The following is a 13,348-nucleotide window of genomic DNA, read 5'->3' on the forward strand; positions in this document are numbered from 1 at the left end:
GGTCGAGTTTTATATTCAAACTAATCCAGGTGAAGAAATGGGTGCTTTAGCACGAATTGCGTCTGGTGGTGAACTTTCGCGGATTATGCTAGCCTTAAAGACGATTTTTGCCAAGAATAAAGGCGTTACAAGTATTATTTTTGATGAGGTCGATACAGGTGTTAGTGGACGCGTGGCGCAAGCAATTGCTGAAAAAATCAGTCAAATTGCCGATAATTCGCAAGTTTTATGTATTACGCACTTACCGCAAGTAGCGGCCGTGGCAGAGCATCACTACTTTATTGCTAAGCATGTAACAGCCGGGCGGACGGAAACAACTTTGACGATTCTAGATACGAAAGAGCGTGTAGAAGAGCTGGCTCGGATGTTGTCAGGTGCTGAGATCACGACGCTGACCCTTGAACATGCCGAAGAATTATTGAAAATGGCAAACAAAAAATAGCTAACTAAAAAACGGACCACTGCTAAAATTTACAGTGATCCGTTTTTTAGATCATTGAACGATAAAGTCCGATAACCTTACCTAAAATTACAACATTGTCTAAAATAATAGGTGCCATAGTCTCATTTTCAGGTTGAAGTCTAAAATGTCCATCTTCTTTGAAGAAACGTTTGCAAGTCGCTTCATCATCTTCAGTCATTGCGATCACAATGTCACCATTATCTGCAGCTGATTGTTTACGGACAATAACTTGATCACCATCTAAGATGCCAGCTTCGATCATACTTTCGCCCCGGATACTAAGCATGAAAAGATCGTTAGCATCCTTTAGATTTGGGGGGAGTGGGAAATAGTCAGTGGTTTCTTCAACGGTCAAGATCGGTGCACCAGCGGTTACAGTGCCGACCATTGGGATCTCGTTTAATTCTTCTTTGATCCCCAAAGCTTCGAGTCCAGCAGGAGTAACCTCCATTGCCCGTGGCTTAGTTGGGTCTTTTTTTAAAAAACCTTTCTTAGTTAAACGGGCCAGGTGTCCGTGAACCGTAGACGTTGATGAAAGTGAGACTGCTTGACAAATTTCCCGAACTGTTGGCGGATAGCCCTTATTTTCGACCGTATTATAAATGAAACGTAAAATGTTTAGTTGTCTTTTTTCGGATGCTTTTGTCATGGTAAACACCTCATTGTATATTTATATGGTGATTATAACATATAAATATATCCCTTACAAACAAACGTTTGCTTTATGTAGAAAAACAGGAATATCTAATGACTTTCTTAAATGTTTGAGATAAAATGTAAAGGGTAGACTATATTTATGAAAAGAGGATTCATAATGAGTGAACAAGAAAATAACAAAGAAGTAACAAATGAAACTAAGAAAGGCGCAATTCCTCAAGAATTGATCGATCGTATCAATGAATTGGCCAAGAAAAACAAAGAAGGTACTTTGACTGAAGCAGAACAACAAGAACGTCAAGAATTACGTAAAACATACCTAGCAATGTTTAAGGAAAATTTCCGGAGTCATGTTGAAATGTTGCAAGTTTACGATAAAGACGGTAATGAAGTAACACCAGAAAAAGTTAAAAAGATCCAACGTGAACGTGGATTGCGTGATAACTAAAGGTTTGCGCTTTATTTTTACTGATATTTTGTGTAAAATTAGGTATTGAATGAACTTTAATTAGAAGGGGGTGCTGTAATGTCTACTGGAATTTGGATAGTAATTGTAGTCTTAGCGCTTATCCTTGGCTTTGTCGGTGGTTTCTTTGCTGCTCGTAAATATATGGAAGACTATTTGAAGAAAAATCCTCCGATCAATGAACAAATGTTACGGACGATGATGATTCAAATGGGGCAAAAACCATCTGAAAAGAAATTACATCAAATGATGGCTTCAATGAAAGCAAACATGTCTAAGAAGTAAAATTAGGACTAAAAAATAGGTTATGCCACGGTGCATAACCTATTTTTTATTGCTTTTAGGATTTGGGTCAACGTACTTAAAGTTTGGATCGATCGCATGATCTAAAGCTTTAAATTCATCTTCCATCTCATTAATGATCTTAGCTTGAATCTCATCTGTTAGTTTGGTTTTACGTTCGATATAGATTGGTTTACCAAAGCTAACAGTAGCTTTTTTACGACTGAAAAGTTCCTTAAAAGTTAGTGGCCCTTGATAAACAGCGGGCACAAGTGGCACACCAGTCATTTTAGCAATTAAGGTTGCGCCACCCTTCATTTCTTGTGAATGTCTTGTGCCAGAAGGAAACATGATCAAGGAAAGATCAGTGTTTTTTAACAATTTAACGGGTGTTTTGATGACTGAAGGACCAGGATTTTGACGATCAACAGGAAATGCATTCGCGTGGACCAAAATAAACCGTAAAATTGGATTTTTAAAAAGTTCTTCTTTGGCCATAAAGCTAAATTTTTTAGGTGATGCAGCTAAAGCAAAATATAATGGGTCAAACCAAGTGCGGTGTGGTCCAACTAAAATATAGTTTCCCGCTGGTAAGTTCTCTTTGCCTTCAATTTGGGGCTTACCATTAATGAGATAGACTAACACTCGCACCAAACCACGGATAAATGAATAAAACATTGTACAGTACTATACCAAATATGTGACCAGTTAGCTGATTTAGAAAGGGTATAGTTTTCCCTTCATAAAAGTTTATTTAAATACGTCTGATGACGCCAGAGGAAAGTAGTCAAAGTGACCAAGTATCACGATAAACAGACACATATTTTTTCTTCCTAATTTGTCTATTGTGATAAGTGAACTAATAAATAGTTGATTCCTCTCTGTACTTATTATACATTTTTAGTATGCTTAATCTATGTTAAAATTGCAAGTTACTGATATTAATAAAAAGGTGTGGTCTATTTTGGAAACCGTAAAATTACATGCAGATGAACGCATTGATCAATTATATGCTAATGATATTCAAATAATTCAAAGTACGAAAGTCTTTTCTTTTTCGTTAGATGCTGTTTTACTTGCAAATTTTACCGAACCAACTAAAAAAGAAACTGGGACGGTCGTCGATTTATGTGCTGGAAATGGCGCTGTTGGCCTATTTTTAACTGCTAAAACAAAAGCTAAGATCATTGAAGTTGAGCTTCAACCACGTTTGGCTGATATGGCACAAAGAAGCATTGATTTAAATCAACTGACTGCACAAATGGAAGTATTAAACATTGATTTAAATAATGTCACTGAATTTGTGAAAAAAGACAGTGTTGATACAGTGACTTGCAATCCGCCATATTTTTCAGTTCTACCCACAAGTAAAAAAAATCCTAATCAATATTTAGCGCTAGCACGACATGAGATCACTGTGACTTTAGAACAAACTATCAAACAGGCTAGTGATTTATTGAAAACTAAAGGTAAAGCTTATTTTGTTCATCGCCCGGAACGCTTGTTAGAGCTAACGGAATTGATGAAAAAATATCGCTTGTCACCTAAAAAGATCCAGTTAGTTTACCCCAAAGAAGGGCGCGAAGCCAATATGATCTTAGTTGAAGCGATTAAAGATGGACGCGATGGTGGTGTCCGCTTTTTACCACCAATAGTTGTTTATGAAGAACAAAATTATACACCCATGGTTCGGAAAATTTTATATGGAAAAACAGAGTAAAAAATATTATTTTTATGTTTTACGTTGTAGGGATGCCACCTTTTATACTGGCTTTTCGACCGATGTAACTAAGCGTGTCAAAACGCATAATTTAGGTAAAGGTGCTAAATATACCCGCAATAGAAGACCCGTTGAGTTGATTTATTATGAAGAATTTCAAACAAAGAGCCAAGCTTTAAAAAAAGAATATGCCTTCAAGCATTTGACGCGCAAGCAAAAAGAAGATTATTTACGTGAACATAGAGTAAGTGAAGAATTTCTGCTAAAATAATTTTAAGATTAAGTAAGAATCAAAGCATTAGTAATAAATGATGCTATAATTATTATAAAATTAATTATAAATTTTTAACACATACATTAATGTTGGAATAAAAGAAAATGTGAGTTCAACAGTGGTATGGTGAAATTTTGTGATCACGATTTGTGATACTAGATTGAATAACTTAAGAAAGGACAGGCTATATTTTTACAACTGAGTAAAGTATCAGTTGCTCACATGATATAGCAAAAGAATATGAAATTTATTGCTTATAATGTACGCCCAGATGAACGTAAGTATTTTGAAAATTGGTCAGCTAAGCAAGATATTCCGGTGAAATTGATCGCTGATGAAGTTAAGAGTGATAATTTAGCCTTAGCTAAGGGATATGATGCAGTGATCAGTTTTCAAACCGGCACTTATCCCGCTGATTTTTTTGATAAATTGGCTGAATTTGGAGTAAAAGATGTTTCGATCAGAAACGTTGGGGTCGACAATCTAAATCTTACAGCAGCTAAAAAATATGGTATTGCTGTAACTAATGTGCCTGCTTATTCACCAAACGCAATTGCTGAGTTTTCAATTACAGTCTTATTGCAACTATTACGGCAACAAAATATCTTCCGTAAGCGGATGGCTGAAAATGATTACCGGTGGGCGCCATTTGTGGGTAAAGAAATTAGAGCTTTGACGATCGGAATTGTTGGTACTGGTCGAATTGGTAAAGCTGCGATCGAAATTTATAAGGGCTTTGGTGCTAAGATTTTAGCCTATGATCCTTATCATGATCCCAAACTTGAAAGTGAAGGAATCTATGTCGATAGTCTAGAAGAGCTTTGTGGTCAAGTCGATGTTTTGACCTTGCACATGCCAGGGTCAGATAAAGACGGTCATTTGATCGACGAAGCGATGATCGCTAACTTAAAAGATGGTGCTTACATCATTAACACAGCCCGTGGTTCTTTGATTGATGCCAAAGCTCTATTAGCTGCGTTAAAGAGTGGCAAGTTAGGTGGGGCAGCGTTAGATACGTATGAATACGAAACACCGATCTTTAATCATGACTTAAAACAAACTGGTGTTAAAGATGAACTCTTTAATGAGTTGGTAGCACTTGATAATGTGATCATGACACCACATATTGCTTTTTATACTGAAACAGCAGTTGAAAATATGGTCAATATCTCACTTGATTCCGCTAAAGATGTGATTATGACTGGTAAAGCTGATACTTTAGTTGATTTAGGCTAATGTTACCTTTTTTACTATAAAATATTGCAATTAAAATTTGGTTGCGGTATAATATCAAGAGTGCCTAGAAAGGTACAATTCACACCCTGTGCGATGGCTAAGAGAGTGCTCAGTTGAGTCTTTTATTCGTTGAACATAGGGGAGGATAATAAAACTATTTTGGAGGTTAATTGTAATGGCTGTTATTTCCATGAAACAATTACTTGAAGCTGGTGTACATTTCGGTCACCAAACACGTCGTTGGAACCCTAAGATGAAAGAATACATCTTTACAGAACGTAATGGTATCTATATCATCGACTTACAAAAAACTGTTAAGTTGATCGATGATGCTTACGATTTTATGAAAGATGCAGCTGCTAACGATGGTGTTATCTTGTTTGTAGGTACAAAGAAACAAGCACAAGACGCAATCGAAGAAGAAGCAAAACGTGCAGGTCAATACTACGTAAACCATCGTTGGTTAGGTGGTACTTTGACAAACTGGAACACAATCCAAACACGTATCAAGCGTTTGAAAGAAATCAAAGCAATGGAAGAAGATGGCACATTTGAAGTGTTACCTAAGAAAGAAGTTGCTTTATTGATCAAAGAACGCGACCGACTTCAAAAATTCCTTGGTGGTATCGAAGACATGCCACGTATCCCAGATGTATTGTTCATCGTAGACCCACGCAAGGAACGTATTGCTGTTAAGGAAGCTCAAAAACTTAACATTCCTATCGTTGCTATGGTCGATACAAACGCTGATCCAGATGAAATCGATGTTAAGATTCCATCAAACGACGATGCTATCCGTGCCGTTCGTTTGATCACTTCTAAGATGGCAGATGCTATCATCGAAGGCCGTCAAGGTGAAGATGATGCAGCTGTTACAGAAGAAACTTTTGTAGCTGCTGATGGCGAAGAAGTTGAATCTATCGAAGAAATCGTTGAAGTTGTTGAAGGCAACAACGATACAGATGCTGAATAGTTAATAAACTTAGGCTGTCTCAGGTTAGGTAGGCATTTTAGCCTTAGTCTTGAGATAGCCTTTTTTAAATTTTTAGGTGGGAACGCGCCTTAATAGATGAGTTTTCATTTGTTAGAATCTCGGTGTGAGAAGTTCAAATTAATAACTCTAAGGAGGCCACTAGGCTATGGCAAAAGTTACTGCTGCTCAAGTAAAAGAATTACGCGAAAAAACTGGCGTTGGTATGATGGATGCTAAGAAAGCTTTGGTTGCTGTTGATGGTGACATGGACAAAGCAATCGACTTCTTACGTGAAAAAGGTATGGCAAAGGCTGCTAAGAAGAGCGACCGTGTTGCTGCTGAAGGTTTAGCTGACGTTGAAGTTGTTGGTAACACAGCTGCAGTTGTTGAAATCAACGCTGAAACAGACTTTGTTGCTCAAAACCAACAATTCCAAGACCTTGTAAAACGTATTGCAGGTTTGATCGCAGAAAACAAGCCAGCTGATTTAGAAGCTGCTTTAGCAATCAAGACTGACAAAGGTACGATCAACGACGAAATCATCGAAGCTACACAAGTCATCGGTGAAAAGATCACATTACGTCGTTTTGAATTAGTTGAAAAAGCTGATAACGAAAACTTTGGTGCATACTTACACATGGGTGGTAAGATTGCTGTGTTAACAGTAGTTGAAGGCGCTGATGAAACAGTTGCTAAAGATGTTGCAATGCACGTTGCAGCTATCAACCCTAAATATGTCAACCGTGACCAAGTTCCAGCTAGCGAAGTTGAACATGAAAAAGCTGTTTTAACTGAAGAAGCTAAGAACGAAGGTAAGCCAGAAAACATCATCGAAAAGATGGTTGCTGGCCGTTTGAACAAGTTCTTTGCTGAAGTAGCATTGGATGACCAAGCATTTGTTAAAGACCCAGACTTGACAGTTGCTAAATTCGTTGCTTCTAAAGACGGTAAAGTTAAGACATTTGTTCGTTATGAAGTTGGCGAAGGTATCGAAAAGAAAGCTGATAACTTTGTTGAAGAAGTTATGAGCCAAGTTAAATAATCTTAGCTGATATTAACGCTAGAACCCTTGATATATCAAGGGTTCTTTTTTTGTACATAGAGTAAAAATGCGTTTGGTGGGCAAATAATTATGCTCTTTGTGAGCTAAAAGTTGGTTATCAAACTTATTTGTGGTAAGGTAGCAATACAGTACGGCGATAAAGTCTTACAAAATTCGCAATTTACTTAATTTTTAGGTAAAATAAGAGAGAATAGAATTTTTAAATAGTAATGATTAGAGGTCAATAATAGATGTTAAAAGATTTAGTTGGTAGAAATATTACCGCCATGGTGATCGATGAAAATGATAAGTATGTTTTTGCACAAAGAGAAGGTTTAACTTTTAGGATCGCTAAAAGTGAATTACTTAAATTACCACAAGCAGGTGCAATGATTACGGGTTTTGCTTATGAAAACGAAGACCATGAATTGCAAATGACTAAAACAGAACCTAAGAGTGGCATTGATCGCTATGCTTGGGGAACAGTTAAACGAGTTCAACGTGGTTTAGGTGTCTTTGTCGATGTTGGGTTACCAAATAAAGATATCGTTGTTTCGATCGATGATCTACCTGAATTACAAAATTTATGGCCTAAGCAAGGCGATCGCTTATTGGTGGCACTAAAGATTGACGATAAAGGACGCCTTTGGGGTGAATTAGCAACGATGGAAATGGTACAAGCAGTTGGTGATGCTGCTACTAAGAAAATGATGAACCGTGATGTTGAAGCCACTGTTTATCGATTAAAATTAGTCGGTTCATATTTGATCACGAGAGATTATCAACTAGGATTTGTTCATCCTTCTGAACGTGAGCGTGAACCCCGTCTAGGTGAAGTTGTTAAGGCACGTGTGATTGGGGTCAGACCAGATGGTACTTTGAATTTATCATTAAAGCCACGTGCTTACGAAGCAATTAGTGACGATGCTCAAATGTTACTAGCTGCTTTGCAACATAGCCCTGAAGGTAAATTACCATATACGGATAAGAGTGATCCAGCCGATATTAAAAATTATTTTGGGATCAGTAAAGGACAATTTAAGCGTGCTGTTGGGCACTTAATGAAAGCTGGCTTAGTTATTCAAGAAGATGATTTTTTAAAGTTATCTAAATAATGCAAGGTAGGCGTAAAAGAAAGAGTAAATGTGAATAAGCCTATTTTTAGCATAAAAGAAAGGAAATTCTGTATTTCTTTCCCAAGTACTTTAGCTATTTGGTCACATTTGTACGGTAAAAACTTCAATGGATAGTTTAGATAAGATCGAGGAAAAATTACACGCTAAAGGGTTTAAGTTGACTCCGCAACGTCGTGCAACGATCGCCATTTTGTTGGAGCATAAGGAAAGTCATCTTTCAGCAGAAGAAGTCTATTCTTTATTGCAAAAAAAGCATCCTGAAGTAGGTTTAGCTACAGTTTATCGGACTTTAGATGTTTTAACGGAAATTGAGATCGTCAATCGAATAAATTTTGAAGATGGTGTGGCGCGCTTTGACTTAAAGACCGATGACGGCCAACATTTTCACCACCATCTTGTTTGCAACAATTGTGGTCGGGTGATCGAGATTCATGAAGATATGCTTTTTGATGTTGAGCAACGAATTAAACATCAATATCATTTTGAAATTACCGATCATCGCTTAACTTTTTTGGGAATCTGCCAAGATTGTATTCGGAAAAGTAAGACCAGGGGGGTAAGCTAGTGGATAAAATTTCAGAAACGATTGCTGATTACTTACACTACTTGACCGTTGAACGTGGTCTTTCTAAAAATACGGTCGTAAGTTATGGGATGGATCTCAAGCAATTTCACCTTTTTTTGACTGAAAAAAAGCTCACTCAATTGAGCAAAGTTGATCGTACCACTATTATTGCTTATCTAGATAAACAGGTTAAAGAACAAAAGAAAAAGACATCAATTACCCGAAGTATTACTAGTTTGCGACGCTTTTTTCGCTATTTAATGCAAGAAAATATCATCACAACTGATCCAATGCAACTAATCGAATTACCGAAAAAAGAACAACATCTACCAGATGTTTTATCGTTAACAGAAGTTGAAACTTTACTAGCTACTCCTGATGTCACAACGCCATTAGGGCTACGCGATCGGGCGATCTTAGAATTAATGTATGCCACTGGACTTCGTGTTAGTGAAGTGATCAATTTAAAATTAGCTGATTTGCATTTAGAATTAGGAATTATTCAAACTATTGGTAAGGGGCAAAAAGAGCGACTCGTACCGATCGGTGATACGGCAAGTGAGTGGGTGAAAAAGTATTTAAAAGATGCCCGTCCCAAGTTAGCTAAACCAACATGTGATTATTTGTTTGTTAATTTTCATGGAGCCCAATTAACGCGACAAGGAATTTGGAAAAACTTGAAAAAGCATGTTCTTGCTGCAGGTATCAAAAAAAACGTTACGCCCCATACTTTGCGGCATTCCTTTGCAACCCATATTTTGGAAAACGGAGCTGATTTGCGAATCGTTCAAGAGTTATTAGGTCATGCGGATATTTCAACAACGCAACTATATACGCATCTTTCTAAGAAACGTTTAGCTAAGATCTATCAAGAAACGCACCCGCATGCTTGATTGTGTTTGCCATTGATTTGTGTTACTCTAAAATAATTAGTAATAACTCATCTAAGTGTTCTTAGTCATGAAATATACTTAAAAATGAATATTTGCTTGACTAACCCACTATAAGATATAGATAAAACTTAGGAAAGGAAAATATATTTCTTGCTCAAATGTGCTCAGCTAGACACCACATTTGTTCACGATTTATATAGAAAGGTCAAATGCTATACAAATATAAAAGCGATTATGAAAAAATAGCTATGGGTCTGTTATCGTTTGTACCGGACTTAAAGGAGATCGCTAACCTCCAAACAGAACTCGAGTGGTATGATGCGAGTTATGAACGAGTTTTATATCTGTGGAAAAATGAGAACCGAGATTTTGTTGGCATCATTGGGACTGAGATAAATGATGACTTTATCATGGTACGTCAAATTTCAGTTTCACCAGCTGAAAGAAGCCAAGGGGTTAGCTTTTTGATGCTAGATGATTTAGCAGATCTTTATCCAGACAAGCGAATTATGGGAAATATTGAAGCCTCTGCGCTGATTGCCAAGTGGGAGCAACATGATGATGGAAAATAAACTGTCACCAACTAATGAATTATTATTTAAAGTTCCAGCGTTCGAGGGACCATTGGATCTGTTACTTCATTTGATCAAGAAAAATCAAATGGACATTTATGATATCCCAATGGCGGAAATAACTACCCAATATATTGAATATCTACACCAATTAAAAGAATTACAACTTGATGTAGCAGGTGAATATTTAGTCACGGCGTCAATGTTGGTCAATATAAAAAGTAAGATGTTATTGCCAAATGAGCAAGCAACAAATGAAACAGTGGAAGAAAGTGAAGATCCACGGGATGAATTGGTGCAACAATTGATTTTACACCAAACTTTTCAAGAAGCGGCTCAAAATATGCGGGGATATGCAGATGAACGAATGAAGTTGTACCCGCGTGAGCCAGCATTACTCCCAGAAGATGCTAAATTAGGGAAATTAGATCCTGATGGTGCGGACTTAGCCCAACTTCAAAAGGCATTTGCGCGCTTGTTAGCTAAACGGAAAGTTGAGCGTCCCGTTGTCCGTAAAATTCAACCGGAACGTTATTTTCTTAAAGATCAGATCAATTACCTTGAAAAATTAGTCTTTAACGCCAAAAGACCGATCGAATTTAGTGAGATCTTTGCCCCTGAAGCTGAGTTAGAATTGGTCGTGACAACATTTTTGGCACTACTAGAATTAGTAAAACAAGGGGCGATCAAGGCTACACAATCAGAAAATTTGGGGCCAATAGAATTAGTGAGTGGTGAATTAAATGCTATCAAATCAAGCCAAAATTGAAAGTTTGTTATTTGTGAGTGGAAATGATGGAATCACGGCACGTGAAATATCACAATTAACGGGGATCATGAAGCCAGCTGTTTTAGAACAATTAGCTTTACTTACGGAAAAATATCAAAAAGATGCAACGACAGCTTTAAAATTGATCCATGCGGATGAACGTTATCGTTTGGTGACAAAAAAAGGTGTGGCTGGTCTAGTGCGACAATACTTTGAATCACCAGCAATGACAGAATTATCGGCTGCTGCCTTAGAAACTTTGGCAATCGTTGCATATCGTCAACCAGTTACGCGAGTCCAGATCGATGAGATCAGAGGGGTGCAGTCAAGTGGGATGATTCAAAAATTATTACTCCTTGATTTGATCAAAGAAGCTGGACGGTTAGATGCTCCGGGACGACCGATCATGTATGCCACAACGGAGAATTTTTTGAACTACTTTGGCATCAACGATTTATCACAATTGCCAGAACTACCTAAAGAAGATGATGATAAAATCGAAAATACCGATGATTTATTATCATTATTCAACGATGCATTAGCTGATGAGGATGCGTAAAAAATAGTAGCTAGTTAGAAAGATAAAATATGGTGCTAGCTATTTTTAAAATAAATAAGGGAGGCCAACTATATTTCTTTCTATGTTTGGAAAAAAGCTAAATACCATATTTATATAGTAGCTAAGAATGGCAGAGAGAATTCAAAAAGTCATGGCAAACGCAGGGGTTGCCTCTAGACGTGCGAGTGAAAAAATGATCTTAGAAGGGCGCGTTAAGGTAAATGGAAAAGTTACCAAGGAATTAGGTGTCAAGGTTGATGGAAACGATATTATTGAAGTTGATGGACACTTGATCGAACGTGAAAATAAGGTCTATTATTTATTATATAAGCCACGTGGAGTAATTAGTGCGGCCAAAGATGATAAGGGACGTAAGGTCGTGACAGATTACTTTACTCAGTTTAATGAACGAGTTTATCCAGTTGGAAGATTGGATTATGATACCTCTGGACTTTTATTATTGACAAATGATGGTGAGCTTGCCAATAAATTAATGCACCCACGCTATAAAGTAAATAAGACTTATGTTGCTAAGGTCAAGGGGATCGTTCAAAACGATGAATTAAAACAATTACGTCAAGGTGTACGCTTAAAAGATGGTCGCAAGAGTGCTCGTGCTAAGGCTAAGATTTTGTCTTTTGATAAGAAAAATGATACCTCAATCGTTTCATTGACGATTCATGAAGGGCGAAATCATCAAGTTAAAAACATGCTTCAAGCGGTAGGACATCCAGTGAAGAAATTAAAGCGTGAAACTTATGGTTTCCTAACACTTGATGGTTTAACATCTGGACAATACCGTGAATTGACGCGTGATGAAGTCAAAGCTTTGTACGATTTAGATAATAAACGGCGATGATTGTATTTGAATAAATATTGTGCTAAAATACTTTAGAAAATAATTTTGGTTTATCTTCAGGGCAGGGTGTAAATCCCGACCGGCGGTGATAGTCCGCGACTCCTCTTAGACCGAATCGGTGAAATTCCGATACCGACAGTATAGTCTGGATGAAAGAAGATAGGTTTTATATTACAGATAAAGTATAACTTTTTTGTGCTGTAATAGACCTGTATTGCCCAGGATGGACAATGCAGGTCTATTTTTTAGTATAAAATCTGCTGTGAGATGAACCTCATAGGAGGAATTTACCGTGGCAGTAAGGCGTTGGACAATTGCAGCTTGTTTAGCCGCAATTTCATATCTTTTAATGTTTATCTCGTTTGTGATCATTCCGATCGTTCCGTTTATGAAAGTTGATTTTTCGGATATCCCGATTTTACTAGCTTTCTTTATCTTAGGACCGCTTGGTGGAATTGAGGTTGCGTTGTTACGTTCAGTATTGTATTTTATTATTTCTGGACCGACGCTACCTAACTTGATCGGGGTAAGTTTGAGTTTATTAGCTAGCTTGGCTTTTTGTTTGCCATTTTATTATTTGCTAGCACATCATAAATTCTCATTTAAACGCAGTGTAATGGCCATTCTCGGTGCAACCCTTACGCTAACAGTTATTTTATCGCTGGTAAACTGGTTGGTTACCTTACCGCTTTATATGTCGCTTTTAGGGATGAAATTATCGATCCCTTTAAATCAGATGGTTCTTTGGGGCGTGGTGCCTTTTAATTTGATCAAGGGCTGTTTGCTGGGCGTCGTATTTTGCTTGATTTATCACAAGTTAAATCACTGGCTAGAACAAAAAAACTACTTATCAATGTAAACAAAAAATCGCAGATCTCAAAG

General features: G+C 37.2%; 17 protein-coding genes, 1 pseudogene and 1 riboswitch. Of the genes and pseudogenes, 16 read left to right on the forward strand and 2 right to left on the reverse strand.

What is annotated here, in order from left to right:
- Nucleotides 1–442, forward strand: a pseudogene (locus FC32_RS10985) (DNA repair protein RecN); the annotation flags it as partial.
- Between the two features lie 46 nt (nucleotides 443–488).
- Here the strand turns inward: FC32_RS10985 and lexA are convergent.
- Nucleotides 489–1,112 (reverse strand): transcriptional repressor LexA, encoded by a 624-nt coding sequence (lexA, locus tag FC32_RS07515; RefSeq protein WP_025087755.1) that lies wholly within the window; start codon nucleotides 1,110–1,112, stop codon nucleotides 489–491.
- 165 nt (nucleotides 1,113–1,277) lie between these two features.
- Here lexA and FC32_RS07520 point away from each other — a divergent pair, with 165 nt between their 5' ends.
- Together FC32_RS07520 and FC32_RS07525 are read left to right on the forward strand one after the other, a co-directional pair.
- Nucleotides 1,278–1,568: a DUF896 domain-containing protein gene (locus FC32_RS07520; RefSeq protein ID WP_056957361.1), complete on the forward strand. Its 291-nt coding sequence runs from the start codon at nucleotides 1,278–1,280 to the stop codon at nucleotides 1,566–1,568.
- A 78-nt stretch (nucleotides 1,569–1,646) separates the two neighbouring features.
- Nucleotides 1,647–1,871, forward strand: coding sequence for a YneF family protein (locus FC32_RS07525; protein WP_025087757.1), 225 nt, complete (start codon nucleotides 1,647–1,649; stop codon nucleotides 1,869–1,871).
- A 39-nt stretch (nucleotides 1,872–1,910) separates the two neighbouring features.
- On the opposite strand, the gene FC32_RS07530 is transcribed toward FC32_RS07525, so the two are convergent.
- Nucleotides 1,911–2,546 (reverse strand): lysophospholipid acyltransferase family protein, encoded by a 636-nt coding sequence (locus tag FC32_RS07530; protein WP_025087758.1) that lies wholly within the window; start codon nucleotides 2,544–2,546, stop codon nucleotides 1,911–1,913.
- A gap of 238 nt (nucleotides 2,547–2,784) precedes the next feature.
- Between FC32_RS07530 and FC32_RS07535 the strand changes: the two genes are divergently transcribed.
- The 13 genes from FC32_RS07535 to FC32_RS07595 all read left to right on the forward strand — a co-directional run bounded on the left by FC32_RS07535 (nucleotide 2,785) and on the right by FC32_RS07595 (nucleotide 13,325).
- Entirely contained in the window at nucleotides 2,785–3,588 is an 804-nt protein-coding gene (locus tag FC32_RS07535; RefSeq protein WP_056957362.1) for a tRNA1(Val) (adenine(37)-N6)-methyltransferase, read from the forward strand.
- Entirely contained in the window at nucleotides 3,572–3,859 is a 288-nt protein-coding gene (locus tag FC32_RS07540; RefSeq protein ID WP_025087759.1) for a GIY-YIG nuclease family protein, read from the forward strand. The genes FC32_RS07535 and FC32_RS07540 overlap by 17 nt, the downstream gene beginning before the upstream one ends.
- A gap of 243 nt (nucleotides 3,860–4,102) precedes the next feature.
- Nucleotides 4,103–5,098 carry a D-2-hydroxyacid dehydrogenase gene (locus FC32_RS07545; RefSeq protein WP_025087760.1) on the forward strand — a complete coding sequence of 332 codons (996 nt, stop codon included), beginning with the start codon at nucleotides 4,103–4,105 and terminating at the stop codon, nucleotides 5,096–5,098.
- A 175-nt stretch (nucleotides 5,099–5,273) separates the two neighbouring features.
- Entirely contained in the window at nucleotides 5,274–6,071 is a 798-nt protein-coding gene (rpsB, locus tag FC32_RS07550) for a 30S ribosomal protein S2 (protein WP_025087761.1), read from the forward strand.
- 166 nt (nucleotides 6,072–6,237) lie between these two features.
- On the forward strand, nucleotides 6,238–7,113 hold the full coding sequence (gene tsf, locus FC32_RS07555) for a translation elongation factor Ts (protein ID WP_025087762.1): 876 nt from the start codon (nucleotides 6,238–6,240) through the stop codon (nucleotides 7,111–7,113).
- A 251-nt stretch (nucleotides 7,114–7,364) separates the two neighbouring features.
- Entirely contained in the window at nucleotides 7,365–8,228 is an 864-nt protein-coding gene (locus FC32_RS07560) for a CvfB family protein (RefSeq protein WP_025087763.1), read from the forward strand.
- Nucleotides 8,229–8,355: 127 nt separating this feature from the next.
- Nucleotides 8,356–8,814: a ferric iron uptake transcriptional regulator gene (gene fur / locus FC32_RS07565; RefSeq protein WP_025087764.1), complete on the forward strand. Its 459-nt coding sequence runs from the start codon at nucleotides 8,356–8,358 to the stop codon at nucleotides 8,812–8,814.
- Nucleotides 8,815–8,822: 8 nt separating this feature from the next.
- The gene (gene xerD / locus FC32_RS07570) at nucleotides 8,823–9,707 is read left to right on the forward strand and encodes a site-specific tyrosine recombinase XerD (protein ID WP_035460153.1); all 885 of its coding nucleotides are present in this window, start codon (nucleotides 8,823–8,825) and stop codon (nucleotides 9,705–9,707) included.
- Nucleotides 9,708–9,916: 209 nt separating this feature from the next.
- Nucleotides 9,917–10,279: a GNAT family N-acetyltransferase gene (locus FC32_RS07575; RefSeq protein WP_025087766.1), complete on the forward strand. Its 363-nt coding sequence runs from the start codon at nucleotides 9,917–9,919 to the stop codon at nucleotides 10,277–10,279.
- A complete protein-coding gene (locus FC32_RS07580; protein ID WP_025087767.1) occupies nucleotides 10,263–11,048 on the forward strand; it encodes a segregation and condensation protein A in 786 nt (261 codons plus the stop codon). The genes FC32_RS07575 and FC32_RS07580 overlap by 17 nt, the downstream gene beginning before the upstream one ends.
- Nucleotides 11,023–11,607 (forward strand): SMC-Scp complex subunit ScpB, encoded by a 585-nt coding sequence (gene scpB, locus FC32_RS07585; RefSeq protein ID WP_025087768.1) that lies wholly within the window; start codon nucleotides 11,023–11,025, stop codon nucleotides 11,605–11,607. Before FC32_RS07580 ends, scpB begins: the two co-directional genes overlap by 26 nt.
- 127 nt (nucleotides 11,608–11,734) lie before the next feature.
- A complete protein-coding gene (locus FC32_RS07590) occupies nucleotides 11,735–12,466 on the forward strand; it encodes a pseudouridine synthase (RefSeq protein ID WP_025087769.1) in 732 nt (243 codons plus the stop codon).
- Between the two features lie 48 nt (nucleotides 12,467–12,514).
- A riboswitch (FMN riboswitch) is annotated at nucleotides 12,515–12,631 on the forward strand.
- A gap of 127 nt (nucleotides 12,632–12,758) precedes the next feature.
- The gene (locus tag FC32_RS07595) at nucleotides 12,759–13,325 is read left to right on the forward strand and encodes an ECF transporter S component (RefSeq protein WP_025087770.1); all 567 of its coding nucleotides are present in this window, start codon (nucleotides 12,759–12,761) and stop codon (nucleotides 13,323–13,325) included.
- Nucleotides 13,326–13,348 lie beyond the last annotated feature (23 nt).

Source organism: Ligilactobacillus apodemi DSM 16634 = JCM 16172 (genome assembly GCF_001434405.1).
GTDB lineage: Bacteria > Bacillota > Bacilli > Lactobacillales > Lactobacillaceae > Ligilactobacillus > Ligilactobacillus apodemi.